This window comes from Rhizobium sp. X9 (assembly GCF_018873185.1).
Lineage (GTDB): Bacteria > Pseudomonadota > Alphaproteobacteria > Rhizobiales > Rhizobiaceae > Agrobacterium > Agrobacterium oryzihabitans.
The window spans coordinates 2,834,901-2,861,567 of record NZ_CP071311.1 but is presented as its reverse complement, the minus strand read 5'-3'; the positions used below and the strand labels follow the sequence as shown (position 1 = coordinate 2,861,567).

The following is a 26,667-nucleotide window of genomic DNA, read 5'->3' as shown; positions in this document are numbered from 1 at the left end:
ACGAGAAAATGACGATGGAGACCAACTACATGCAGACTATCGCGCTTGTCGACGATGACCGGAACATTCTCACTTCGGTATCGATCGCGCTCGAAGCCGAAGGGTACCGGGTCGAAACGTATACGGACGGCGCGTCCGCGCTTGACGGGCTGATCGCCCGCCCGCCGCAGCTCGCCATTTTCGACATCAAGATGCCCCGCATGGACGGCATGGAGCTTTTGCGGCGTCTTCGCCAGAAATCGGATATTCCCGTTATCTTCCTGACGTCCAAGGACGAAGAGATCGACGAATTGTTCGGCCTTAAGATGGGCGCTGACGATTTCATCACAAAGCCTTTTTCGCAGCGCCTTCTGGTGGAGCGCGTCAAGGCCATCCTGCGCCGCGCCAGCAGCCGCGATGCTTCCCCCGTTGCCGGTGGCGGCGCGGCGAAACCGACTGCGGACCAGCAGGCGCGCACGCTTGAACGCGGGCAGCTCGCCATGGACCAAGAGCGCCACACCTGCACCTGGAAGGGTGAACCGGTAACACTCACCGTGACCGAATTCCTCATTCTGCATTCGCTGGCACAGAGGCCGGGCGTGGTGAAAAGCCGCGACGCGCTGATGGATGCCGCCTATGACGAACAGGTCTATGTGGACGACCGCACGATCGACAGCCACATCAAGCGCCTTCGCAAGAAGTTCAAACTGGTCGACGGCGACTTCGATATGATTGAAACGCTTTATGGCGTAGGATATCGCTTCCGCGAAGCAGCTTAAACAAGCGCGCCAAGCGGAAGAGACCACCCGACGAGTGGTGGCGAGGACTTAAATACGTGTTGAAGAAAACGCCGGAAACCGTCTCGGACAGTGACGATGCCGAAGATCGCGGCAGCGAACGCCGCCATCGTATCCATCCACTGACGATTATCCGGCGCATCTTCGGCAATGCGGTGTTTTCCAGCCTCACGCGCCGTATTCTTTTCTTCAACGTCGCAGCGACGGTCGTTCTGGTCGGCGGCATTCTCTACCTCAACCAGTTCCGCGAGGGGCTGATCGATGCGCGGGTGGAGAGCCTTCTGACACAGGGCGAAATCATTGCTGGCGCCATTTCCGCCTCCGCCTCTGTTGATACCAACTCGATCACCATCAATCCGGAAAAGCTTCTCGAATTGCAGGCGGGGCAAAGCATCACGCCTGCCCCCAATGACGAGGACTTAAGTTTCCCGATCAATCCTGAACGGGTGGCCCCGGTGCTGCGCCGGCTGATTTCACCGACCCGCACCCGCGCGCGTCTGTTCGATGCCGACGCCAACCTGCTTCTCGATTCCCGCCATCTTTATTCCCGCGGCCAGGTCCTGCGCTTCGATCTGCCGCCGGTGACGCCGGAAACCCAGACCTGGGGCGAATGGTTCACCAGCATGTTCAACCGCATGCTGCAACCAAGCAGCCTGCCGCAATACAAGGAAGCGCCGGGCGGCGACGGCTCTATTTATCCGGAAGTGATGAATGCACTGACCGGCGTCCGTGGCGCCGTCGTGCGCGTCACCGAAAAGGGCGAGCTGATCGTTTCGGTTGCCGTGCCGGTGCAGCGCTTCCGGGCCGTGCTCGGCGTACTGCTGCTGTCGACGCAGGCGGGCGATATCGACAAGATCGTGCATGCGGAACGCCTTGCCATCATGCGCGTCTTCGGCATCGCCACGCTCGTCAATATCGTGCTGTCTCTGTTATTGTCCTCGACAATCGCCACGCCGCTCCGGCGGCTCTCGGCCGCCGCGATCCGCGTGCGTCGTGGAGCGAGAACCCGTGAGGAAATACCGGATTTCTCAGCGCGTCAGGACGAGATCGGCAACCTCTCCATAGCGCTGCGTGAAATGACGACGGCGCTTTATGACCGCATTGATGCGATCGAAAGTTTCGCCGCCGATGTGAGCCACGAGCTCAAGAACCCGCTGACGTCGCTGCGCAGCGCCGTGGAAACGCTGCCGCGCGCCAAGACCGAAGAGTCCAAACAGCGCCTGACAGAAATCATCTTCCACGATGTCCGCCGCCTCGACCGGCTGATCAGCGATATTTCGGATGCCTCGCGGCTCGATGCCGAGCTGGCACGCGCCGATGCATCGCCGCTCGATCTCGATGTGCTGATGAAGGGGCTTGTGGATATATCCCGCCAGATCAGCACCAAAAAGAAAAGCGTGACGATCGATTATGTTGCCGATCGCAAGGCAGGCGCCAAAACCTCCTTCGTGGTGAATGGTCACGATCTTCGTATCGGCCAGATCGTTACCAACCTCATCGAGAATGCGCGCTCTTTCGTTGCCGAGGAAAGCGGCCGCATCACGGTTCGCCTTTCCCGCCACAAGGATCGTTGCATCGTGCAGGTGGAGGACAACGGACCCGGCATTCAGGCAGAAGACATCGACCGGATTTTCGAGCGCTTCTACACCGACCGGCCGGCAAGCGAAGGTTTCGGCCAGAACTCCGGCCTTGGCCTTTCCATCAGCCGCCAGATCGCCGAGGCCCATGGCGGCAGCCTCAGGGCGGAAAATGTCGTCGACAAATATGGCGTGATTTCCGGCGCGCGCTTCACCCTGTCGCTGCCGGCGGCCGAGACCCATGAACGCTGAACGCTTCAACCTGCACGCAACCGCCATCGTCGTTCAAAATACCGGCATTCTTTTCACCGGACCGTCCGGCAGCGGCAAAAGCGAGCTTGCCTTCAGTTTCCTGACGGAAGCCGAACGGTGCGGATTGCCGGCTGCGTTGATCGCAGATGATCAGATCTTCGTGTATCGCGACGGCGAAAACATCATTGCCGAGAGGCCGGAGGCGATTGCCGGATTGCTGGAACTACGCGGCAGCGGCATTGTTTCGCTTAAAAGCGTTGCGCGCGCTCCACTACATTTCGCCGTCACGACAGTTCTTTCACCGGAAAATCCAAGACTTCCTGAAGATGACGAGGTGTTTCTGCTGCCCTGCGGCGGGCATCTTCCACTCTTACGCATTCCGCTTGCAAGTCTTGCGCCCTATGGAAAATTTGCTGCACTTGCTCAAAATCTTTTTAAAACGAATGTGAAGTGACCGCGATTCGGGCGATTTTAGGCTTGCGATTCGCATTTTCCTCATCAAGATGAAATCCCACCGATGGACAGGATTGCCGCGTTGCGATAGTCGGCAATGAGAGTGCGTGTGCAAGGGAGCATTTCATGATCGGACTAGTGCTTGTCACCCATGGCAAGCTGGCTGAGGAGTTTCGCCATGCGTTGGAGCATGTCGTCGGTCCCCAGAAATTGATCGAGACGGTTTGTATCGGTCCCGAAGACGACATGGATCAGCGCCGGCAGGATATCATCGACGCCGTCACACGCGCCAATGATGGCAATGGCGTCATCATCCTGACGGACATGTTCGGCGGCACGCCCTCCAATCTCGCGATTTCCGTCATGAACAACGGCAATGTCGAAGTCATCGCCGGCGTCAATCTTCCCATGCTGATAAAGCTCGCCGGTGTTCGCAGCGAAGACAACATGGACAAGGCGCTCCAGGATGCGTCCGACGCCGGCCGCAAATACATCAACGTCGCCAGCCGCGTTCTAAGCGGCAAGTGAGAAGTCAGCCCATGTCGCCATTTTCCCGGGAATTACCGATCATCAACAAACGCGGTCTCCACGCCCGGGCATCCGCGAAGTTCGTGCAGATGGTCGAGGGGTTCGACGCGACGATCACGGTTTCCAAGGATGGCATGACCGTTGGCGGCACTTCCATCATGGGTCTCATGATGCTGGCGGCGAGCCCCGGCTGCAGCGTCTATGTCGAGGCAAGCGGCAACCAGGCGGAAGAAGCGCTCGCGGCACTCGAGGCGCTTGTCGCCGACCGCTTCGGCGAAGAAGCCTGAACCTCAGCCATATAAAGACATAAAGACTTCTTTATATCATCATTGCCAGATCGTTTGTGGCCTGCTAAACCGCTGCTACGTTTAAAAGCCGGGCTGACAGGCACGGCATTTCTGATCTGGAGAACCTCATGAGCCTTGAGAAGGACTACATCGTCGCCGATATCAACCTTGCCGCATTCGGCCGCAAGGAATTGGACATCGCCGAAACCGAAATGCCTGGCCTGATGTCCTGCCGCAAAGAATTCGGCGAGAGCAAGCCCCTGAAGGGCGCACGCATCACCGGTTCTCTTCACATGACGATCCAGACCGGCGTTCTGATCGAGACGCTCAAGGAACTCGGCGCGGATATCCGCTGGGCATCCTGCAACATTTTCTCGACGCAGGATCATGCAGCAGCGGCCATCGCGGCTGCCGGCATTCCGGTCTTTGCCGTCAAGGGTGAAAGCCTGACGGAATATTGGGAATATACCGACAAGATTTTCCAGTGGACCGATGGCGGTCTCTCCAACATGATCCTCGATGATGGCGGCGACGCCACCATGTACATCCTGCTCGGTGCGCGCGCCGAAGCCGGCGAGGACGTTCTTTCCAATCCCGGCTCCGAAGAAGAAGAAATCCTCTTCGCACAGATCAACAAGCGCCTGAAGGCTTCGCCCGGCTGGTTCACCAAGCAGCGTGACGCGCTGAAGGGTGTTACCGAAGAAACGACGACAGGCGTTCACCGTCTTTACGACCTCAGCAAGAAGGGCCTGCTGCCCTTCCCGGCCATCAACGTCAATGACAGCGTCACCAAGTCGAAGTTCGACAACAAATACGGCTGCAAGGAATCGCTCGTCGACGGCATTCGCCGCGCAACCGACGTGATGATGGCCGGCAAGGTCGCCGTGGTCTGCGGTTACGGCGATGTGGGCAAGGGTTCGGCCGCCTCGCTGCAGGGCGCCGGCGCCCGTGTCAAGGTCACCGAAATCGACCCGATCTGCGCGCTTCAGGCCGCCATGGACGGTTTCGAAGTTGTTCGTCTTGAAGATGTCATTTCGTCGGCCGATATCTTCATCACCACCACCGGCAACAAGGACGTGATCCGCATCGAGCATATGCGCGAGATGAAGGACATGGCGATCGTCGGCAATATCGGCCATTTCGACAATGAAATTCAGGTCGCATCGCTGCGTAACCTCAAGTGGACGAACATCAAGCCGCAGGTCGACATGATCGAGTTCCCGAAGGGCAACCGCATCATCCTTCTGTCCGAAGGTCGCCTGCTGAACCTCGGCAATGCCACGGGTCACCCGTCCTTCGTCATGTCGGCGTCCTTCACCAACCAGGTGCTTGGCCAGATCGAACTCTTCACCAAGCAGGGCGAATACAAGAACGAGGTTTACGTGCTGCCGAAGCACCTCGACGAAAAGGTTGCACGCCTTCATCTTGAGAAGCTCGGCGTGCGTCTGACGGAACTTACCGACGTGCAGGCAGATTATATCGGCATCTCGAAGCAGGGCCCGTTCAAGGCAGAACACTACAGATATTAATTTCATAGTTAATATCCACTGAAATTACACAATATGTAGATGCCGCGCGCTTGACAAAGCGCGCGGCATCTTTTTTGCGCGCTCCCTTTCCGCAGATTTATGAAGGCGGTATTGTCATCGAACTTGATTCGGACACGCCAAAGGGCGGCGGGGGACGAAATGGGATGTCTTGTCGAAGATGCGGCACATAGGACGGAGACAGACCGGGGATGACGGTTCACAATTCGGATCTGCGCGAGCAGACAGTTCAACGCGTTGAAAACACGCATTCTGGCGTGGCATTGAGCGCGGCTATTGGCCGTTGCCGGCAGGTCGTCAGTGCGGTTCGGACGGGCTTTGCGAGGCTTCCCGTCCTGATGTCGGGTACTATTCTCACCGGCTCTGCAAGCATGGCACTGGCGCAGGACAGCCTTGCGGCAAAGACCGGCGCACGGCTGTTTTCATCCGGAGAAACAATCACCTATTCGCTTTTTGTCGGCATGCTGTCAGCAACGCTGTTTTCCGTCGTCTGGCTGGTGCGGCAGCGCGGCAATATAGAGGCGGAAAGCAGCGAATATCGCCAGGCACTTGCCCAGTCCCACCACAAGATCGCGAAATATGAAGCGCTGATCTCGGACAAAAGCCGACGCATCGTCATCTGGGATGGTGCGGACAGGCGCCCGGAGTTTCTCGGGCAATTGCCGGTGGAAACGGGCGCACCGCAGGCCGACCATGATTTTCTGGCCTTTGGGCGCTGGCTGAAACCCGCATCCGCAAGCCAGCTTGAAAAATCGTTGGAAAAGCTGCGCAGCCACGCGCAGAGTTTCGACCTGACCATCGAGACGCAGCGCGGCGAAGTCATTGAGGTTCAGGGCCGGGTTTCCGGCGGCAATGCCTTTGCGCGTTTCATCGCGCTTAACAATCTGCGTGCGGAGCTTGCCGAATTGCAGGTTGAGCGCGAGCGCCTCGTGGCCTCGGTCTCCACGTTTCAGGAACTTCTGGATTCGATCGAGCAGCCCGTCTGGCGGCGCAATGGCGAAGGTGACCTCACCTGGGTCAACCACGCCTATGCGCAGGCAGTGGATGCGCGCAATGCCGATCAGGCCGTTCACGAAAAACGCGAGCTTCTCAATACCGTTACCCGGCAGAAGATACGCGCGGCCGCAACGCCGGAATCGCCCTATCACGACCGTATTTCGACGGTGGTGTCCGGAAATCGCACCTTCTTTGATGTTGTCGACATTAAGACGGCGGGCGGGTCCGCCGGCATCGCCATCGATGCCACAGAAGCGGAAACCATCCGCGAGGAACTCAAGCGGGTTCTGAAAAGCCACGCCGAAACGCTGGATCATCTGGCAACGCCCGTCGCCATTTTCGACGGCCGGCAGCGGCTGCAATTCTACAATCAGGCTTTTGCAACCCTGTGGGGTTTCGATCTGGTTTTCCTCGAGTCCGGCCCTGATAATTCCGAGCTTCTCGACAGGCTGCGCACCGCCGGCAAGTTGCCGGAGCAGCTGAACTGGAAAAACTGGAAAGAGACGGCACTCTCCGTCTATCGTTCCCTCGATACCAAGACCGATCTCTGGCATCTGCCAAACGGCCAGACCCTGCGGGTCATCGCAACCGCCCACCCGCAGGGCGGCGCGACCTGGGTCTTCGAGAACCTGACCGAGCAGGTCGATCTGCAGATGCGCTACAACACGCTGGTGAAGGTGCAGGGTGAAACCATCGACCATCTGGCCGAAGGCGTCGCCGTTTTTGGTGCGGATGGGCGCATTCGCCTTTCCAACCCGGCATTCCGGGCGCTTTGGGGCGTTACCGCAGAGCAGGTCGAAACGGGCACCCACATCCGCGCGATCGAAACGGCCTGCACGCAATCCTATGACAGGCCGGACGGCTGGCGTTCTTTCAGCCAGTTCATCACCAGCTTTGACGACGAACGCCCGTCCAGGCAGGGTACGCTTGAGCTGCTCTCCGGCCTCGTGCTCGACTACGCCATCATTCCGCTGCCGGACGCACAAACCATGCTGACTTTCGTCAACATGACAGACAGCGTGCGGGCCGAGCGGGCTCTCAAGGAAAAGAACGACGCACTGCTCAAAGCAGACGAGTTGAAGAACGATTTCGTGCAGCACGTCTCCTACGAATTGCGCTCGCCGCTGACGAATATCATCGGTTTCACCGATCTCCTGAAGACCCCAGGTATTGGAGAACTGACGGAGCGGCAGGCGGAATATCTCGACCATATTTCCACCTCGTCCTCGGTTCTCCTGACCATCGTCAACGATATTCTCGATCTCGCGACCGTCGATGCCGGCATCATGCAGCTGAATTATTCGGAAAACGATCTGAACGAGTTGCTTGACGATGTATCGGTGCAGATCGCCGACCGGCTGCAGGAGAGCGGCATTTCGCTCGAGGTCGTCGCACCGGCCCATCTTGGCAGCCTGGTGGCCGATCATCAGCGCCTGAAGCAGATCCTCATCAAGCTTCTGACCAATGCGATCAATTTCGCGCCGGAAGGATCTGTCGTTCAGCTTTCCTGCCAGCGCAGCGAGGGCGACTTCCTGTTCTCGGTGGCGGACAAGGGCCCGGGCATCCCGGAAGACATGCTGAAGAGCGTCTTCGACCGCTTCGAGACGCGCGGTAATGGCGGGCGGCGAACCGGCGCGGGGCTTGGCCTTTCCATCGTGGAAAGCTTCGTCAGCCTGCATCACGGCACCGTCAGCATCGACAGCCGACCCGGTAACGGCACCATCGTCACCTGCCGCATTCCCTCCGCCACGCGCCCGCATTCCATCGCCGCAGAATGAGTGACGATATCCTGCCAATCACCATTTCCCTTGATGGGGAAAAAGACACCATCCGGTTAGGTGAAGATTTGGCGCTGGCTTTGACGGCCGGGGATTGCCTTGCGCTCATCGGCGATCTCGGTGCCGGCAAATCCACCCTCGCCCGTGCTTTCATCCGGGCGATGGCGGACACACCGGATCTTGAAGTTCCAAGCCCAACATTCACGATCATACAGACCTACCCCACACGTATTCCGGTCGCGCATCTCGATCTCTACCGGCTTTCGGATGTCTCCGAACTGGACGAGCTCGGCATTGACGAGATGCTGGAGGACGGTATCTGCCTGATCGAGTGGCCGGATATGGCTGCCGAGGTTCTGCCGCCCGAGCAGACAATCAGCTTGACGCTGACCCATTCCGGTGAAGGGCGTCTGGCTGTGATCGACGCTCCCGCGAAACAGAAAGCACGGCTTGAGCGCGTTTTTGCCATCCGCGCGTTCCTCGCAAAAAATGGTATGGGCGACGCGACGCGCCGTTTTCTGAGCGGCGATGCTTCCACACGCGCCTATGAGACCATTTCCACCGATGGTTCGGACCTTATCCTGATGGACTGGCGACGCCCCTTGAGAGGGGCGATCGTCGCGGATGGCAAGACCTATGCGGAAATCGCCCATCTCGCCCAGGATGCCCGTTCCTTCGTGGCGATCGGCAACTATCTGGGAAATAGCGGCTTTTGCGCGCCGGAGATTCTGGCGGCGGATACCGATCAGGGCATTCTCCTTCTGGAGGACCTCGGACGGGACGGAGTGCTGGCATCTGACGGAACGCCGATAGAGGAGCGTTATCTGCAAAGCGTCACCTGTCTCGCCGCCCTCCATCAGACGCCCCGGCCCGATCTGCTGCCGGTGGGTGATGGCAGCACCTATGAGGTTCCGCCCTTCGACCGGCAGGCGATGAAGATCGAGGTGTCGCTGCTGGTGGAATGGTATCTGCCCCATAAGCGTGGCAAGCCGCTCACCGATAGCGAAAAGAGCGACTATTACGCCCTATGGGACAGGCTGATCGATACGCTCGCCGATTGCGAAACAGGGCTTCTGCTGCGCGATTTCCATTCTCCGAATATTATCTGGCAACAGCAGAATAGCGGCATCCGGCAGGTCGGACTGATCGATTTTCAGGACGCGATGATCGGCCCGACCGCCTATGATCTCGCTTCCATCGTGCAGGATGCCCGGGTTACCATCTCCCGCGAACTGCAAGCGCGTCTGCTTTCGCACTATCTCGACGGCAGACGAAACACGCCTTCGTTTGAGGAGACCGCTTTCCTCAAGGCCTTCGCCATCATGTCGGCGCAGCGCAACTGCAAGCTGGCCGGTATCTGGGTAAGACTGTTGGAACGGGATGGAAAACCCGGTTATATGCAACATATGCCAAGGACGTTCCGCTATCTTGGCGCAGCGCTTTCGCATCCGGAACTTGCGCCTCTCCGAGACTGGTGCTTGCGCATGGGCATGGAATTTAACGACTGAAAGACGGTTGACCACGATGACGATCAAGAACGCGATGGTGCTTGCCGCAGGGCTCGGCACGCGGATGCGCCCGATCACGGATACGATACCGAAGCCGCTCGTCAAGATCGCCGGCAAGCCGATGATCGACTACGCGCTCGATGCCCTTGTCGAAGCCGGGGCCGAGAGGATCGTCGTCAATGTGCATCACCATGCCGAACAGATGATCGCCCATCTTGAAACCCGCTCGGATGCCGAGATCCTGATTTCCGACGAGCGGTCGCAGCTGATGAATTCCGGTGGCGGGCTTGCCAAGGGCCTGAAACTTCTGGAGCCCGGTCCCGTCTTCGTCATGAACGCCGATCTTTTCTGGATTGGCGAGCAGCTGAATGCCGTCAGCAATCTGCGCAAGCTTGCGCAATTCTTCGACGCCACGCACATGGATATGGCGCTGCTCTGCGTCGACATGGACCGCACAACCGGACATAACGGCAAGAGGGATTTCAACCTCTCTGCCAGTGGCAAACTGGCGCGTTATCGCGACGGTGATCCGAACCCGGTGGTTTATGCCGGGGCGATCGCCATGGATTCGCGCCTGCTTGACGATGCGCCGACGGATGCCTTCAATCTTAATATCTATTTTGACGGCGCCATCGAAAAAGACCGGCTTTTCGGGCTCTCACTGGATGGCCACTGGATCACCGTCGGCACGCCCGATGCGATAGAAGACGCCGAAAGCATTATCCGGCAATACCGGCAAAAGCGCTCTGCATGACTTTGACCCACCACGCAAAGCGCGTCCTGACGATCGCCGCGGGAACACCGTTCCTCAAGACGCTCGCGGAAACGCTGTGTGACGGGACACTGACATCCGGCTATCAATATGACCCGGCCGATCCGCTTTCGCTCGCCAAGGTGACGATCTATGTGCCGACCCGGCGCTCCGCCCGCGTGCTGCGCTCCGAATTCGTCGATCTTCTGGGGGGCCGTTCCGCCATTCTGCCACTCATCCGGCCGCTCGGCGAAACGGATGACGACAGCGGTTTCTTCGAAATCGAAAATCCCGAGATCATGGATCTGGCGCCGCCGATCTCCGGCACCGGCCGGCTGATCGAACTGGCGCGCCTCATTCTGGCATGGCGCAACAGCCTGCCGGACGCCATCAGGGCCATCCATTCGGATTCACCGCTCGTCGCCCCCGCCAGCCCCGCCGACGCCATATGGCTGGCGCGCGCGCTCGGCGAAGTGATCGATGCGATGGATACCGAAGAAAAAGAATGGGAAGCTCTTCAGCATCTCGATACCGGCGATCACGCCCAATGGTGGCAGCTGACGGCGGATTTCCTGAAGATCGCCAGCGTCTTCTGGCCTGCCCGTCTCGCCGAGCTCAACCGCACCTCCGCAGGCCGGCATCGAAACGGCATCCTGCGGGCGGAGGCCAACCGGCTTGCCAATCTGCCGGATACCGGACCGATTATCGTTGCGGGCTCCACGGGCTCCATTCCGGCGGCAGCTGACCTCATCGCCTCCGTTGCCTCCCTGCCGCAGGGCGTCGTCGTGCTTCCGGGTCTCGATCTTTCGATGCCGGAGGAGCAATGGGAGGCGATTGCCGAGGACGCAACCGACCCTTCCAGCCGCACCCATTCGCAATATGGGCTTTACATGCTTTTGCAGAAGCTCGGCATCATGCGCGACGATGTCGTTCAGATCGGCGCTGTCGACAGTGATCTCGAAAAACGCGCGGCGGTGTTTTCAGCGGCACTCGCGCCGGCCAAATCCACCAGCGACTGGAACCGCTGGCGTGAGGAGAAGCAGCCCGGATTTTTCAACGATGCTTTCGCAGCGGCGACCCTGATAGAAGCTGCCAATGAGCGGGAAGAGGCAACCGCAATCGCGGTGGCGCTGCGGCTGGCGCTCGAAGCGCCGGGTGCCGGGCGCCCGTCTCAGGCAGCGCTGATCACGCCCGACCGCGGACTGGCGCGGCGCGTTGCGACGGAACTGCAGCGCTTCGGTATCGAAGCCGATGATTCGGCCGGCACGCCATTATCCGCCACGCCACAGGCGGGGCTGACGCAACTGGCGCTGGAAGCGATCCTCAGGCCCGGAGATCCGGTGCCGGTCATTTCCCTTCTGAAACATCCGCTCAGCCGTTTCGGGCTTTCTGAGGAAGCATTCACGACGGCATCGAAAGCGCTGGAGTTGATCGCGCTCAGAGGCGGCCGCGTCGAAACTGAAATCGGCAATCTGGAGGCAGTTCTCGACGCGCAACTCGTGGCGCAGCGCGATGATCGGCACCCGCCTGCCTGGCGGCTGGCACTGCCGGAGGGAAGCGTGGAGGCCGCACACAATCTGGCGCGTCGGATCGCCGTTTCGACAGAGCCGCTCGGTGCTGCATTCGTTCGACGCGACAGGTCGGGCCGGTCTTTCACGGATAAATTACCGCTTTCCGATTGGGCGGAGCGCACCGGCCGGGTGATCGAGGCCATCTGCGCCGATGAAAACAATGATCTTGCCGCGCTCTGGTCCGGCGAGGCAGGCGACAAGCTTTCCGGCCTGTTCGGCGAATTGATGGAAAGCGGCGAAATCCTCGATGCTGACGGTCCGCAATGGGCCGATATCTTCGCAGCACTGGTGGCCGGCGAATCGATCAAACCGCGATCCATGCGCCATCCACGCATTTTCATTTTCGGCGCGCTCGAAGCGCGTTTGCAAAGCGTCGACACCGTGGTGATCGGCGGCCTCAACGAAGGGCTTTGGCCGGGCCAGACGGCAAACAATCCGTTTTTATCCCGCAACATGAAGACCGCGATCGGCCTGGAGCCGCCGGAGAGGCGGATCGGCCAACTGGCGCATGATTTCGAGATGGCGAACGGCACGCGGCAGATTTTTTACAGCCGGGCGCTCAGACAAGGTTCGACACCCGCCGTCGCATCGCGCTGGCTGCAGCGATTGCTGGCACTCGGCGGCGAAGATTTCGCCGACCAGCTGAAGAAGCGTGGCGAGACCTATCGCCACTGGGCGGGTCTGATGGACGCGAGCATCGACCAGGAAGCGGCAAAACGCCCTGCCCCGAAGCCGCCTGCAGAGTTGCATCCGAAAAGCTATTCCTTCAGCGAAGTGGGCAGGCTGCGCCGCGATCCCTATTCGATCTATGCGCGGCGCATCCTGCGGCTTGATCCTCTCCACCCGTTCAATCGCGACCCCAACGCCGCCGACCGTGGTACGCTTTATCACGCAATCATCGAACGCTATTCCCGCGAGGGGCATATTCCGGGCACGCCGGCATCGCTTGAGGCCATGCAGCGTATTCTGGATGAAAGTTTCGATGCGCAAGATCTTCCCTTGCATGTCGATGTCATCTGGCGCCCGCGATTCGAGGCGGTGGCGCGCGCCTTTATCGACTGGGAGAAGGAACGACACCCATCCATCCGCCGCAGCTTTTTCGAAGCCCGCGCCGGACAGGAAATCCCCGAGGCGGGCATAAGGCTGACTGGTATCGCCGACCGTATCGACATCAAGACCAGCGGTCAGGCGGATATTATCGATTACAAGACGGGGCTCGCGCCGTCAGTCAATCAGGCACGCGCGCTGCTTGACCCGCAGCTTGCGCTCGAAGCGGCAGCGCTGATGCGCGGCGCCTTTCGCGAGGCGGGTTCGCACACGCCGGAAAACCTTATCTATGTGCGCTTGCGGCCGGGCGCTCGTTTTTTTCCCGACCAGGTGAATAACGAACATTCCAACCGGAGCGGCAAGAAAGCGCCGAAATCGGCAATCGAACTGGCAACCGAATCCATCGACCAGCTGGCCAAATTCGTGCGTTCGCTGCGCGATGGCGAGAATGGCTTTGCCTCACGGCTGGTGCCGGAGGAGCAGCAATCCTATGGCGGGGAATATGACCACCTCGCCCGGGTTTCGGAATGGTCGACGGCGGAACCGGGAGACGGCGAGGATGATTGACCCTATCGATCACGGGCCCGCCACGGACACCCCTCAAAGCTGGATAGACTGGACGAGCGACCGGCAGCGGCTCGCCTCCGATCCGGCAAGCTCCGCCTGGGTTTCGGCCAACGCCGGATCCGGCAAGACCCATGTTCTGACCCAGCGCGTCATCCGCCTGCTTCTCGCCGGATGCCGACCCTCCGCGATTTTGTGCCTCACCTATACCAAGGCGGCGGCTTCTGAAATGTCGAGCCGCGTTTTCGACCGCCTGGCGGAATGGGCTACATTGCCGGATAATGATCTTAAGGACCGCATTGCCGCCATCGAAGGCAAGGTGCCGGATCGCATCAAGCTTGCCGAAGCGCGACGGCTGTTCGCCAAGGCGCTCGAAACGCCGGGCGGGCTGAAAATCCAGACGATCCACGCTTTCTGTGAAGCGCTGCTGCATCAGTTCCCGCTGGAGGCCAATGTCGCTGGCCATTTCTCGGTTCTTGATGACCGTGCCGCAACCACCCTGCTGGCCGAGGCGCGCCGTTCGCTCCTAACGGCGGTTTCGACGGAGGGAGACACTGATCTCGCGCAGTCTCTCGCTTATGTGCTTGATCTGGCAGATGAAAGCGGACTTGAATCGCTTCTGACCGCCATCATCGCCAATCGCAGCGCCCTTCGCGCCTTTTTGATCGAGGCAAAACAGGCTGATAGCATCGATGCCCAATTGCGGCAGGCAATGCAGATTGAAGCGGGTGAAACAGAAGAGACGGCAGCGGCGGCCTTCTGGCCCCTGCCCGGCCTCTACGGGCTTTCCCTCGATACATATCTCACGCTTGCCGACGAGGTGGGCGGATCGCGCGTCATCGACGTCGCTTATGCCCTGCGGGAAGCGAAACGGCAGACAGATCCCGTGCGGCGCATGGAATTCATCGAGGCCGCGCTCTTGACGGCCAAGGGCGAGAAAAAATCCGATGCCTATGTCATCAACAAAGGCATGCAGAAATCGGCACCTGATCTCCTCGACGCACTGACGCTTGCGCGGGACCATGTCGTTGCCTGCCGCAACCGCTATCGTCTGGTGCGGATGCTGGAGGCGACGAAATGTGCGCTTGTTCTGGCCGAGCGGTTGATCGGCGATTTCGAGGATCTGAAAAAGCAGCGAAGCCAGCTCGATTTCGAAGACCTGATCGAACGCGCCGCCAACCTCCTCAACCGCGATACGGCGGGCGCCTGGGTGCATTACAAGCTGGACCAGGGCATAGACCATATTCTCGTCGATGAGGCGCAGGATACGAGCCCGGTGCAATGGTCGATCATCCAGTCGCTGGCGGCGGATTTCTTCACCGGCGAGAGTGCGCGCCTAGGCCGGCGCACGCTTTTTGCAGTGGGTGACGAAAAGCAGTCGATCTATTCGTTTCAGGGCGCAAGGCCGGAGCGGTTCTCCCAGGAGCGCGACGAGACAAAAAGGCGCGTCGATTCGGTCGAGCAGGCGTTTCACCGCATCCGCCTGCCGCTGTCCTTCCGTTCCACGGAAGATGTTCTGGCTGCCGTCGATCAGGTCTTTTCCGACCCAAAAAATGCCAGTGGCCTCAGCGCCGATAACGAGCCTGTCGAACACCGTTCCAACCGCGCCGGCCACCCCGGCACGGTGGAAGTCTGGGATATGGTTGCGCCGGAAACCGCCGAGGACGAAGAGGACTGGACAGCACCTTTCGATGCACTTCGGGAAAGCGCGCCGGCTACCATCGTTGCCCGCCGGATCGCCGCGCGCATTGCCGGGATGATCGGGACCCAGACCATCATCGAAAAGGGCGTGGAACGCGCCGTCGAACCGGGCGACATTCTGGTCTTGGTCAGAAAACGCCACGCCTTCGTCAACGCGCTGACGCGCGAGCTGAAACGACGCAAGAACATTCCCGTTGCCGGTGCCGACCGTCTTCGCCTGACCGACCACATCGCCGTCCAGGATCTTCTGGCGCTTGGCCGTTTTGTCGTGCTGCCCGAGGATGATCTTTCGCTGGCAGCACTTTTGAAAAGCCCTATTTTCAATCTCACCGAAGATGATGTTTTCGATGCGGCTGCCTCGCGATCCGATATGGAGAGCGTGTGGCAGAGATTGCAGACACTTTCGCAGGATGAGAGCAGCCGCTTTTCCGCAGTGGTCAGCAAACTCAAAAACTTCATCGCGCTTTCAAAAACGGCAACCGTGCATGATTTCTTTGCCGCGGTTCTGACCCTGCATGACGGTCGCAAGAAGTTCCTGGGCCGTCTCGGCAACGAGGCGAGCGATGTTCTGGACGAGTTCCTGTCCTTTGCGCTTGACCATGAGAGGACAGGCCTGCCCGGCCTGCAGGCCTTCCTTTCCGTTCTGGAAACGGATTCGCCTGAGGTGAAGCGCGAACAGGACAAGGATCGCGGCGAAGTGCGCATCATGACCGTGCATGCCTCCAAGGGTCTTGAAGCGCCGGTTGTTTTCGTCGTTGATGGCGGATCAAAAGCCTTCAACCACAGCCATGTGCCGAAACTGCGCTTCGTGGAAGCGGACGGCGACGCCTTCCCCGTCTGGCTGCCAGGCAGCGGTTTTTCCAATCATCTCATTCGCGCTGACGAGGACCGCCTGAAGACGGCCGCCGAAGATGAATATCGCCGGCTGCTTTATGTAGCGATGACACGCGCTGCCGATCATCTGGTCGTTTGTGGTTATCGCGGCCAGAAGGAAAATCCAGAATGCTGGCATGCCATCGTCAAGGCAGCACTTGCCGACAATGAAAAACACTCGCAGCCGCAACTGTTTGCGGCCGACGGCGAGGAATGGCAGGGGCTGGTCTGGCGCAAGTCCGAGGCCCGCCCGACACCCGCCCCGCAAAGACTGACCGAACCGCAGCAGCACGAAGAATATGCGCTTCCGGCGGGACTTCTCGGCCCCTTGCCTGCCCTACCCTCCCTGCCGAGACCGCTCAGCCCTTCCGGCGCGGGCACCATCATCGATGACGGTGCCGACGATCTGGCCGTTCGTTCACCGCTGTTCGGCGAAAAAGCCGATGCATCCTCACTGGCGCTGCAACGCGGCCGGCTGGTGCATCGCATGCTGCAGGCCCTTCCGGATTTTACCGCGAGTGAGCGGGAAGAGGCGGCCCGCCGCTATGCGGAACGCGCTGCCCGTTTCTGGCCGCCCAATGAACGCGAACACCTGATACGGGCCGTCCTGCGGGTGATGTCCGAACCGGCGGTTCAGCCGGCATTTTCACCCAACAGCCGTGCGGAAGTTTCCATCATGGGAACCATGACGATCGGCAGGCAGCATTATGCCGTTTCTGGCCGTATCGACCGTCTGGCGGTGGATGGCGACCGGGTCATTCTGGTCGATTACAAGACCAACCGCGTACCGCCGCGCGAGGCGCGCGAAATACCCTTTTCCCACACGGCGCAGCTTGCGATTTATCGGGAAATTCTCGCACCGCTTTATCCCGGCAAAAAGTTCGTCTGCGCGCTGATCTACACGGAAAATGCTGCTTTTGTGACGGTAGATGACAATGCCATGAAGCAGGCCCTTGCCGCAATAAAGACAAAGTGAGATACCGGGGCATTGAAATTTCGCCGCGCCCGCATCACATCATAGCGGAAAAGTTTAGCTGAAAGGAGAGCCAGATATGGCTACCGTAAAAGTCGACGCCGCCAACTTCCAGTCCGAAGTCCTCGAATCCGCCGAACCTGTCGTGGTGGATTTCTGGGCCGAATGGTGTGGCCCGTGCAAGATGATCGCGCCGAGCCTTGAGGAAATTTCGTCCGAGCTTGCCGGCAAGGTCAAGGTTGCGAAGCTCAACATCGACGAAAACCCGGAACTGGCCGCCAAATTCGGCGTTCGCTCGATTCCGACCCTTGCCATTTTCAAGGGCGGCGAAGTGGCCGACATCAAGGTTGGCGCTGCTCCCAAGACAGCGCTTTCCGCCTGGATTTCCGGTGCTGCATAAGCGATTTTTGATGGAATAAAAAAGCCCGGCAGCGATGCCGGGCTTTTTTATTGGGGAATGGTGCCGTTCAGTGCGAGCGCATTTCCGGCAAGGTAAAGCGAACCGCCGATCAGGATACGCGGCGCCGGCCCTTCGGGATCGAAGCGGCGTGACAATTCATCAAGCGCTTCGGTAAGGGAAGATGTAGGCGCTGCCACCAGACCGGCATCAAAGGCCGCATGGGCAAGTACAACGGGGTCGATCGCCGCATCGGTGCCGCCGATCGGTACAGTGAAGACATATTCGGCGATATCCGCAAAAGCCTTGAAATAGCCCACCGGGTCCTTGGTATTGATCATGCCCGCAATGATGAACAGCGGACGTGGCGTCTTGTCCTCAAACCCCGCCATGGCTTCAGCGATAACTTCGCCGGCACCCGGGTTGTGGCCGCCATCGATCCAGATCTCCGCATCCTTCGGGGCCATGTCGGCGATTTTGCCGGTCAGGACGCGCTGAAGACGGCCGGGCCACTCCACTGTCGTCATGGCCTTTTCGATCATCCGCTCCGTCACCTCGAAACCGGCCGCCTTGACGGCGCGGATCGCGGCAGCGGCATTGGCAAGCTGGTGGCGGCCGGGGAGCCGCGGCAGCGGCGCATCGGTCAGGCCGAACTCATCCTGATAGACCATGCGGCCAAATTCTTCATGGGCGGAAAAATCCTGTCCATAGACCGATACAGGGCAACCGAGACGCTCCGCCGTGGCAACAAGCGTTTCCAGCGCCGCGTCGTATTCCTGGTGGCCGATGACGACGGGAGAACCCGATTTCATGATGCCGGCCTTTTCAGCGGCAATCAGTTCCACCCGATCTCCAAGATAGGCCTGATGATCGAGTGATATCGGCATGATAACGGAAACGGCCGGGTTGTTGATCACATTGGTCGCATCGAAGCGCCCGCCAAGCCCAACTTCGACGACAGCGGCGTCAGCGGGCTGCTCCGCAAAAAGCACGAACATCGCGGCGGTCAGGATTTCGAAAACCGTTATCATCTGGCCGCCATTGGCAGCTTCAATACGGCGCAGCGCATCCGCAAAGACGGCATCCTCGACATAACGGCCCCTCTCGCCGGAAACCCCGATCCGATAACGCTCGTGCCAGTTCACGAGATGCGGAGAGGTGTGCACGTGGACGGAAAGGCCCGCCGCCTCCAATAATGCGCGGCAGAAGGCCGTAACCGAACCCTTGCCGTTAGTGCCTGCGACATGAATGACCGGTGGGAGTCTTTTCTGAGGGCTACCCAATTTTTCGAGAAGACGGGAAATTCTATCCAGCGAAAGATCAAAACCCTTGGGGTGGAGCTGCATCAGCTCTTCGATGATCTGTTCGGCCTCGCCGATTGCGGGCTTCGTCATGTCTTCTGTCCGCCTTTCAGGCGTTGTCTTGGCCATTTTGTCCGCCGCATCAGAAATGAAATCATGCAACGTATAACATCACCCGAAGGCGATTTGCCGCCTTCGGGTGAGATATTTTTCATCAGGCCGAAGCCGCAAGCGGAACGACCGCATTTGCTTCCGCCGGCGCTTTCGTCATGATCTTGAGAAGGCTGGCCAGCGTATCGGGGATCTCGCGGCGGTCGATTACCATGTCGACCATACCGTGCTCGAACAGGTATTCCGATGTCTGGAAGCCCTCAGGAAGCTTTTCGCGAATGGTCTGCTCGATCACGCGCTTGCCCGCAAAGCAGATTTCGGCACCGGGCTCGGCGATATGCACATCACCCAGCATGGCGTAGGAAGCCGTAACACCACCCGTCGTCGGGTTCGTCAGAACCACGATGTAAGGCATGCCCGCCTCTTTCAGCATGTTCACCGCAACCGTGGTGCGCGGCAGCTGCATCAGGGAGAGAATGCCTTCCTGCATGCGAGCGCCACCGGAGGCCGGAAACATGACCAGCGGGCAACGCTCGGAAATGGCCCGCTCGAATGCCTTGACGATGGCTTCGCCCGCCGCAATGCCGAGAGAACCGCCCATGAACTGGAATTCATGCACGACGGCAACGATCTTGAGGCCTTTCAGCATACCAACGCCGGCAAGGATCGTATCTTCCTGCTCTGTCTTCGTGCGGCTGTCGCGCAGGCGATCGGTGTATTTCTTGGAATCGCGGAACTTCAGCGGATCCTGCGCCACCTTCGGCTGGGGCAAGGCCTCATACACGCCGCCATCAAAAAGATCGACGAGACGCGCCTTTGCCGGCATCTTCATGTGGTAACCGGAAGCCGGGATGACCCACTTGTTATCCTCGAGGTCCTTGTGGAAGACCATCTCGCCCGTTTCCGGGCACTTGATCCACAGGTTCTCCGGAACCTCCGGGCGGCGGCCAAGCATGGAATTGATCCGGGGCCGTACGTAATTGGTGATCCAGTTCAACTGACTACTCCTGACTGGGCCGCGCGATTATTCCGCAGCGGCAAGGCGCGACGCGCGCACGCCCGTTGAAAGTCCTTTTACCAGCGTCGTGACGGCCGGCACGGTATCGGCGGTCGCCTGTCCGTCCTTGGTCAGGCTGCCCGCAATCTGGTTGACGATGGCCGAACCGACCACCACGCCATCCGCCACGGCACCGATCGCTTTGGCATGATCGGCCGTCTTGACACCGAAACCGACGCACACTGGCAGTTCCGTATGCGCCTTGATACGACCGACCGCGCCCGAGATCAACGAGGGATCGGGAAGTGCGGAGCCGGTAATACCGTTCATCGAGACGTAATAAACGAAACCTGAGGTATTTTTAAGAACGGCAGGCAGGCGCTTGCCATCCGTCGTCGGCGTGGCAAGACGGATGAAATTGATGCCGCGCGCCAGGGCAGGCACGCAGAGCTCATCATCCATTTCCGGCGGCAGATCGACCACAATCAGGCCATCGACACCGGCCGCCAACGCATCATCCAGAAACCTGTCGACACCGTAGATATAGATCGGATTGTAATATCCCATCATCACGATCGGGGTCGCGTCATCACCCTTCCGGAACTCGCGGGCGAGATCGAGTGTGGTTTTCAGCGTCTGGCCACCTTTCAGCGCGCGCTGTCCCGCCAGCTGGATCGCCGGGCCGTCCGCCATCGGGTCGGAAAACGGCATTCCAAGCTCGATAACATCGGCGCCTGCTTCCGGCAGGGCCTTCATGATGCCGAGCGAGGTTTCGAAATCCGGGTCGCCGCCCATGAAATAGGTGATCAGGGCCGGGCGATTTTCCGCCCGCAGATCGGCGAAGCGCTTGTCCATACGTGCAGTCATGATCTTATACATCCATTCCAAGGAACTTGCTGACGGTGTGGACATCCTTGTCGCCGCGACCGGAGAGGTTCATCAGGATGATTTCGTCCTTGCCCATCGTCGGCGCGCGCTTGATGACTTCCGCCAGTGCGTGGCTTGGCTCCAGAGCGGGAATGATGCCTTCGAGGCGGGTCAGCATCTGGAAAGCGTCCAGCGCCTCATGGTCCATAATCGGCACATATTCCACGCGGCCGATATCGTTCAGCCAGGAATGTTCAGGGCCGATGCCGGGATAATCGAGGCCGGCGGAGATGGAATGGCCTTCCTTGATCTGGCCGTCCTCATCCTGCAGCAGATAGGTGCGGTTGCCATGCAGCACGCCCGGCGAACCGGCGGTGATGGAAGCGCAATGCTCATCACCCGAAAGACCCTTGCCGCCGGCTTCGACGCCAACGATACGGACATTCTTGTCATCGAGGAAAGGATGGAAGATGCCGATGGCATTCGAACCACCGCCGACAGCCGCGACGACCAGATCCGGCAGGCGGCCTTCGGCCTCCAGCATCTGCGCCTTGGCTTCCTCGCCGATGACGGCCTGGAAATCGCGGACCATTTCCGGATAGGGATGCGGGCCGGCCGCGGTGCCGATCAGGTAATAGGTATCCTCGACATTGGTAACCCAGTCGCGCAGGGCCTCGTTCATGGCATCCTTCAGGGTGCCGTGGCCAGCCGTGACCGGCTTCACTTCAGCGCCAAGGAGCTTCATGCGGAACACATTCGGGGCCTGACGGGCAACATCCGTCGCGCCCATGTAAACGACGCAGGGCAGGCCGAAGCGTGCGGCGACGGTTGCGGAGGCAACGCCGTGCTGGCCGGCACCGGTTTCGGCGATGATGCGGGTCTTGCCCATGCGCTTGGCAAGCAGGATCTGGCCGAGGCAATTGTTGATCTTGTGCGAGCCGGTGTGGTTCAGCTCTTCGCGCTTGAAATAGATCTTCGCGCCGCCAAGTTCCGCCGTGAGGCGTTCCGCAAAATAAAGCGGGCTCGGACGACCGGTATAGTGCGCGCCGAGATGCTTGAGTTCCGCCTGAAACGCGGGATCGGTCTTGGCCTTGTCCCATTCCGCCTGCAAATCCAGAATGAGCGGCATCAGCGTTTCGGCAACGAAGCGACCTCCGTAAATGCCGAAACGGCCGTCCTCATCGGGACCAGCGCGAAAAGAATTGGGTGTTGGCGCGTCGTTCACTTCAAGCTCCCTTTGGGCCTTTCGACCAATCATTCACCACATCGAAAAATGCGTCGATCATGGACAGATCCTTGACGCCCGGCGCGCTTTCCACACCGGACGATAAATCTAGTCCGCTTGCCCTGGTCTCCGCCAGCGCCTCAGCGACATTGTCCTTGTTCAATCCCCCGGAAAGCATGTAATCCACACTTCCGTCAAGTGATCGCAGGATGGTCCAGTCGAAGGAGACGCCGTTGCCGCCCGGAAGTTCGGAACCGGCGGGCGCCTTGGCATCCAGCAGAAAACGGTCGGCTATTCCAATATAAGGGTCGATTTTGGCAAGATCAGCGGCATCGCGAATGGAAATCGCCTTCATGACAGGCAGGCCATACAGCGCCTTGATATTCAGCAGCCGCTCCGGGCTTTCATTGCCATGCAGCTGCAGGATGTCCGGCTTGACGAGATCGACGATTTCATCGAGATAATCATTGTCGGCATTGACGGTGACGGCAACCACCTTGGCGGCGCCACGGGCACCTTCCGCCAGCCTGCCGGCAATATCGGGCTCGATGTTGCGCGGGCTTTTTTCAAAGAAAATAAAACCGACATGGGACGCACCACGCCTGACGGCGCGCTCGAGCGCTTCCGGTGTCTTCAATCCGCAAATCTTGATATCCGGTTTCATACCCGCGACCTGACATGAAATGCGACAAGAGTCGAGCCAAATCGCATCCGTTTTCTCTGGAATGTTTCACGTGAATCCAGATGGCGATCCACGCCTCCACTTTCAATCGAAATCGATGGCGTGGAGTTTGGAGCCATGGCGTTTCAGCCAGCTCTTGGCTTCTTCCGTGTACGGGCAGAGCTTTTCGCATAATGCCCAGAATTTCGGGCCGTGGTTCATTTCGCTCAGATGTGCAACCTCGTGGGCGGCGAGATAGTCGATGACCTTTTCGGGGGCCATGACGATACGCCATGAGAAGCTCAAATTTCCATCATGGGAACAGGAGCCCCAGCGGCTGCGGGTATCCTTCATGCTGATGGAGCGCACCGGCCGGCCGGCGGTGCGTGCATGAACAGCCACAAGCCGTTCCAGATCCGCTTTCGCTTCCTTTTTGAGGAATGTCGCTATCCGTCGTCTCAGATGTTCCGGCGTGCCGCTGACCTTCAGAACCGCCACCCCATCGGCGTCTTTCGTGACATGTGTCAGCCCTCGCAGGCTGCCAGTATGGTCAATGCGGTGGGCTATGCCGCGAATATCGATGGTCGCACCCGGACGCAAACCGTCGTCTGGGCTGAATTTCACAAGCTTGCCTTCCAGCCAGCCCTGATGCCTCTCGAGAAAGTCATCCACCTGGCGGTGATGCAGGCCCATCGGGATCGTCAGTTTCAGCGCCCTGCCGCCCGGTTCGATGCGCAGCGTAATGCGCGTGGCGCGCGGATTTTCCCTGACCGTAATCGGCACCTGCCTGCCCGCCACCGCAACGGTGCGCTGGCTGGGCAGCGCCTTCTTTGGGGCCGGTGATTTCAGGGATTTTCTGAGGAGCGAAAACATGAACTCTTCATAACCGATTCGTCCGTCGGTTGGCCATGCAAATGCGCGGCATGGCCCGCCGTCTGCCCTTAAGCTGTCTGGTGTTTACGGATAAAATCCAGCATGCGCGGCACGATTTCCTTGCGGAAGCGCGAACCGTTGAAGACGCCGTAGTGCCCGACATCCGGCTGCATGTAATGGGCGCGTTTGTCTTCAGGGATGTTCCGGCAGAGATCATGGGCCGCCTTTGTCTGGCCAACGCCGGAAATATCGTCGTTCTCACCTTCCACCGTAAACAATGCGACTTTGCGAATGGCGGCGGGATCGACCGCCCTGCCCCGGTGCAGCATGTTCCCCTTCGGAAGCGCATGGTCGATAAAAACCGTTTCCACCGTCTGCAGATAGAACTCCGCCGTCAGATCCATGACGGCCAGATATTCATCGTAGAATTCGCGGTGCTTTTCAGCGGAATCGCCATCATTCTTGACGAGGTTGAGGTAAAAATCCTTATGCGCTGTCATGTGCTTGTCGAGGTTCATGGACATGAAGCCGGAGAGTTGCAGGAAGCCAGGATAGACATTGCGGCCAAAAGCGGGCTGCGGCCACGGCACCTGCATGACGACATTGTCGCGGAACCATTCAATGGGTTTCGCCTTGGCAAGATCATTGACGGCTGTGGGATTGATGCGGGTGTCGATCGGACCGCCCATCAGCGTCATGGATGCCGGCGCGAATTTATCCCCATCCGCCTCCATTAACGAGACGGCGGCCAGCACCGGCACGGACGGCTGACAGACGGCAACCACATGCGCCCCCGGCCCGATCACGCGCAGCATCTCGATGACATAGCTGATGTAATCGTCGAGATCGAAGGTGCCCTCGCTCACCAGCACCGTGCGGGCATCGGCCCAATCGGTGATGTAGATATCCGCCGAAGGCAGAAGGGCCTCCACCGTCCCCCGTAACAGGGTGGCATAGTGGCCGGACATCGGCGCCACCAGCAGCACCTTCGGATCGGGCTGGCGGGCTGGATCAAGTTCCTTCTTGAAATGAAGCAGATTGCAGAACGGACGCGACCAGACGATCTGTTCGACAACATTGACGGTCTGGCCATCGATGATCGTATTTCGGAGAGCGAATTCCGGTTTTGCGTAACGGCGCGTCATGCGCTCGAAGACCTCAAAACCGGCATCGAGGCTTCTTCCGAAAGCCGTGCTGGAGAGCGGATTGAGCGGATTGTTGCAGGCCTGGCGCATCATGTCGGCACCGGCGCGCAGCGGCGCCATGGCCGCATGGTTCATTTCATAGAGGTGGTAGAACACTGATGACGCCTCCCTCGCGATCACGCTCTTTTTTCAACCATAGCAGCTTTTCGCAGGTGCACAAAATCGAAGGCGCCGGCGGTTTCCCGCCAGCGCCTCACTTTCCGTTGAACGCCTTTGCGATCAGATGTCGGCGACGAAAGTCTGCTTCTGGGAACCGAGGCCTTCAATGCCGAGTTCCACGACATCACCGGTCTTGAGATAACGCGGTGGCTTCTGGCCCATGCCGACGCCGGGAGGCGTGCCGGTGGAGATGACGTCACCGGGATGCAGCGACATGAACTGGCTGAGATAGGAAACGACATGAGCGACGCCGTAGACCATGGTCTTGCTGGAACCATCCTGCATCGTCTGACCGTTCACCTTCAGCCACATGCCGAGGTTCTGCGGATCAGTGATTTCGTCCTTCGTGACAAGCCAGGGGCCGATCGGACCGAAAGTGTCGCAGGACTTACCCTTGGTCCACTGCCCGGCACGCTCCGTCTGGAAGGCACGTTCGGAAACATCATGCGACACGCAATAACCGGCGACGTAATCGAGAGCATCGGCTTCCGAGACGTATTTGGCGGTCTTGCCGATGACCACGCCAAGCTCGACTTCCCAGTCGGTCTTTTCGGAGCCGCGCGGAATGACGACGTCATCGTTCGGACCGACGATCGCCGAGGTCGCCTTCATGAAAATGACCGGTTCCGGCGGTACGGTTGCACCCGTTTCAGCAGCATGGTCGGAGAAGTTGAGGCCGATGCAGATGAATTTCCCCGTTCCGGCAACGCAGGCGCCGATGCGCTCTTCGTTGAGGACCGGAAGAGTGCCAAGATCGATGGCAGCAATCTTCTTGAGGCCCTCTGGAGAGATGGCATCACCGCCTATATCTTTCACATGGGCGGACAGATCGCGGACTTTTCCTTCCGCGTCGAGGATCGCAGGCTTTTCCTGGCCGGGTTGGCCAACGCGCATCAATTTCATGGAACTCTCTCCCGGTTGTCTGACAAGGTGATGCATATATGAACGATGCATTCATACTTGTCACCCCTTGACTGCTCCGACTTTCGAAAAATACCTTTTCCCTCCCGGCAATCAAAAGGACATGGCCCGTGACGAACAGTAATTCCCGGCAATCAGAATATCCCGTCGATCCCCTTTTCCTCGATCGCTGGTCTCCGCGCGCCTTCGATGGCAATGCCATGCCGCAAGAGCATCTGCTGACCATTCTCGATGCGGCGCATTGGGCACCCTCGGCATCCAATCATCAGCCATGGCGATTTGTCTATGCACACAAGGATAGCGAGGACTGGCCGCTCTTCGTGGAACTTCTGATGGAGGGGAACCAGCGCTGGGCAAAAAATGCCTCCGTGCTGCTCTTCGTCATTTCCCGCGACCACAATATTTCGCGAGAAGGCGAGAAAAAACCTTCAGCGACCCATTCCTTCGATGCCGGTGCGGCATGGTTTTCGCTCGCCATGCAGGCCCATCTGCTCGGTTACCACGCCCATGGCATGGCCGGCATATTGAAAGACCAGATCGTGGAAAAGCTTGATGTTCCAGAAGGCTATAAAGTGGAGGCGGCGGTTGCCATCGGCACATTGACCGACAAGGCTGTGCTCCCCGACGATCTGGCGGAACGGGAAGTGCCGAGCAAACGCCTCCCCCTTTCGGACGTCGCTTTCAAGGGGCGTTTCACCGGCAAGGCCGATTGATATTCGAGCGTCAATATCAACAAAAAAGGCCCGGCGGAAAACGACCGCCGGGCCT

21 protein-coding genes are annotated in these 26,667 nt (G+C 59.4%); 13 read left to right on the top strand and 8 right to left on the bottom strand.

Features of this window, described 5'->3' with window-relative positions:
• Positions 1–29 precede the first annotated feature (29 nt).
• The 12 genes from chvI (at position 30) to trxA (ending at position 17,582) form a co-directional block, all read left to right on the top strand.
• The gene (gene chvI / locus JZY08_RS13730) at positions 30–758 is read left to right on the top strand and encodes a two-component system response regulator ChvI (RefSeq protein ID WP_080600208.1); all 729 of its coding nucleotides are present in this window, start codon (positions 30–32) and stop codon (positions 756–758) included.
• Positions 759–814: 56 nt separating this feature from the next.
• The gene (gene chvG / locus JZY08_RS13725; protein ID WP_003492854.1) at positions 815–2,605 is read left to right on the top strand and encodes a two-component system sensor histidine kinase ChvG; all 1,791 of its coding nucleotides are present in this window, start codon (positions 815–817) and stop codon (positions 2,603–2,605) included.
• Complete coding sequence (locus JZY08_RS13720) at positions 2,595–3,059, top strand: HPr kinase/phosphorylase (protein WP_216330448.1); 465 nt, start codon at positions 2,595–2,597, stop codon at positions 3,057–3,059. Before chvG ends, JZY08_RS13720 begins: the two co-directional genes overlap by 11 nt.
• Positions 3,060–3,184: 125 nt before the next feature.
• Complete coding sequence (locus JZY08_RS13715) at positions 3,185–3,586, top strand: PTS sugar transporter subunit IIA (RefSeq protein ID WP_035222011.1); 402 nt, start codon at positions 3,185–3,187, stop codon at positions 3,584–3,586.
• An 11-nt stretch (positions 3,587–3,597) separates the two neighbouring features.
• A complete protein-coding gene (locus tag JZY08_RS13710; RefSeq protein ID WP_003492846.1) occupies positions 3,598–3,873 on the top strand; it encodes an HPr family phosphocarrier protein in 276 nt (91 codons plus the stop codon).
• Positions 3,874–4,001: 128 nt separating this feature from the next.
• Complete coding sequence (gene ahcY, locus JZY08_RS13705; protein WP_003492844.1) at positions 4,002–5,402, top strand: adenosylhomocysteinase; 1,401 nt, start codon at positions 4,002–4,004, stop codon at positions 5,400–5,402.
• 209 nt (positions 5,403–5,611) lie between these two features.
• Positions 5,612–8,194, top strand: a complete 2,583-nt coding sequence (locus JZY08_RS13700; protein WP_216330447.1) for a PAS domain-containing sensor histidine kinase — start codon at positions 5,612–5,614, stop codon at positions 8,192–8,194.
• Positions 8,191–9,702, top strand: a complete 1,512-nt coding sequence (tsaE, locus tag JZY08_RS13695; RefSeq protein WP_216330446.1) for a tRNA (adenosine(37)-N6)-threonylcarbamoyltransferase complex ATPase subunit type 1 TsaE — start codon at positions 8,191–8,193, stop codon at positions 9,700–9,702. The genes JZY08_RS13700 and tsaE overlap by 4 nt, the downstream gene beginning before the upstream one ends.
• A gap of 16 nt (positions 9,703–9,718) precedes the next feature.
• Positions 9,719–10,456 (top strand): nucleotidyltransferase family protein, encoded by a 738-nt coding sequence (locus JZY08_RS13690; RefSeq protein ID WP_216330445.1) that lies wholly within the window; start codon positions 9,719–9,721, stop codon positions 10,454–10,456.
• Positions 10,453–13,638 (top strand): double-strand break repair protein AddB, encoded by a 3,186-nt coding sequence (gene addB / locus JZY08_RS13685; RefSeq protein ID WP_216330444.1) that lies wholly within the window; start codon positions 10,453–10,455, stop codon positions 13,636–13,638. Before JZY08_RS13690 ends, addB begins: the two co-directional genes overlap by 4 nt.
• Positions 13,631–17,185, top strand: coding sequence for a double-strand break repair helicase AddA (gene addA, locus JZY08_RS13680; protein ID WP_216330443.1), 3,555 nt, complete (start codon positions 13,631–13,633; stop codon positions 17,183–17,185). Before addB ends, addA begins: the two co-directional genes overlap by 8 nt.
• Positions 17,186–17,261: 76 nt before the next feature.
• The gene (gene trxA / locus JZY08_RS13675) at positions 17,262–17,582 is read left to right on the top strand and encodes a thioredoxin (protein WP_082183299.1); all 321 of its coding nucleotides are present in this window, start codon (positions 17,262–17,264) and stop codon (positions 17,580–17,582) included.
• A 47-nt stretch (positions 17,583–17,629) separates the two neighbouring features.
• Here trxA and JZY08_RS13670 read toward each other — a convergent pair whose 3' ends face one another.
• The 8 genes from JZY08_RS13670 to JZY08_RS13635 form a co-directional block, all read right to left on the bottom strand.
• Entirely contained in the window at positions 17,630–19,009 is a 1,380-nt protein-coding gene (locus tag JZY08_RS13670; RefSeq protein ID WP_216330442.1) for a folylpolyglutamate synthase/dihydrofolate synthase family protein, read from the bottom strand.
• A gap of 85 nt (positions 19,010–19,094) precedes the next feature.
• A complete protein-coding gene (gene accD / locus JZY08_RS13665; protein ID WP_003492828.1) occupies positions 19,095–19,988 on the bottom strand; it encodes an acetyl-CoA carboxylase, carboxyltransferase subunit beta in 894 nt (297 codons plus the stop codon).
• Positions 19,989–20,015: 27 nt separating this feature from the next.
• A complete protein-coding gene (gene trpA, locus JZY08_RS13660; RefSeq protein WP_035241931.1) occupies positions 20,016–20,855 on the bottom strand; it encodes a tryptophan synthase subunit alpha in 840 nt (279 codons plus the stop codon).
• A gap of 4 nt (positions 20,856–20,859) precedes the next feature.
• The gene (trpB, locus tag JZY08_RS13655) at positions 20,860–22,080 is read right to left on the bottom strand and encodes a tryptophan synthase subunit beta (protein WP_216330441.1); all 1,221 of its coding nucleotides are present in this window, start codon (positions 22,078–22,080) and stop codon (positions 20,860–20,862) included.
• 1 nt (position 22,081) lies between these two features.
• Positions 22,082–22,744, bottom strand: a complete 663-nt coding sequence (locus JZY08_RS13650; RefSeq protein ID WP_003492823.1) for a phosphoribosylanthranilate isomerase — start codon at positions 22,742–22,744, stop codon at positions 22,082–22,084.
• 102 nt (positions 22,745–22,846) lie between these two features.
• Positions 22,847–23,614 (bottom strand): M48 family metallopeptidase, encoded by a 768-nt coding sequence (locus tag JZY08_RS13645; protein ID WP_216330440.1) that lies wholly within the window; start codon positions 23,612–23,614, stop codon positions 22,847–22,849.
• A 68-nt stretch (positions 23,615–23,682) separates the two neighbouring features.
• Complete coding sequence (locus JZY08_RS13640) at positions 23,683–24,915, bottom strand: polyhydroxyalkanoate depolymerase (RefSeq protein WP_216330439.1); 1,233 nt, start codon at positions 24,913–24,915, stop codon at positions 23,683–23,685.
• Positions 24,916–25,038: 123 nt separating this feature from the next.
• Positions 25,039–25,881 carry a fumarylacetoacetate hydrolase family protein gene (locus tag JZY08_RS13635; RefSeq protein WP_003492817.1) on the bottom strand — a complete coding sequence of 281 codons (843 nt, stop codon included), beginning with the start codon at positions 25,879–25,881 and terminating at the stop codon, positions 25,039–25,041.
• A 128-nt stretch (positions 25,882–26,009) separates the two neighbouring features.
• Between JZY08_RS13635 and JZY08_RS13630 the strand changes: the two genes are divergently transcribed.
• The gene (locus JZY08_RS13630; protein ID WP_216330438.1) at positions 26,010–26,612 is read left to right on the top strand and encodes a nitroreductase family protein; all 603 of its coding nucleotides are present in this window, start codon (positions 26,010–26,012) and stop codon (positions 26,610–26,612) included.
• Positions 26,613–26,667: the final 55 nt, after the last annotated feature.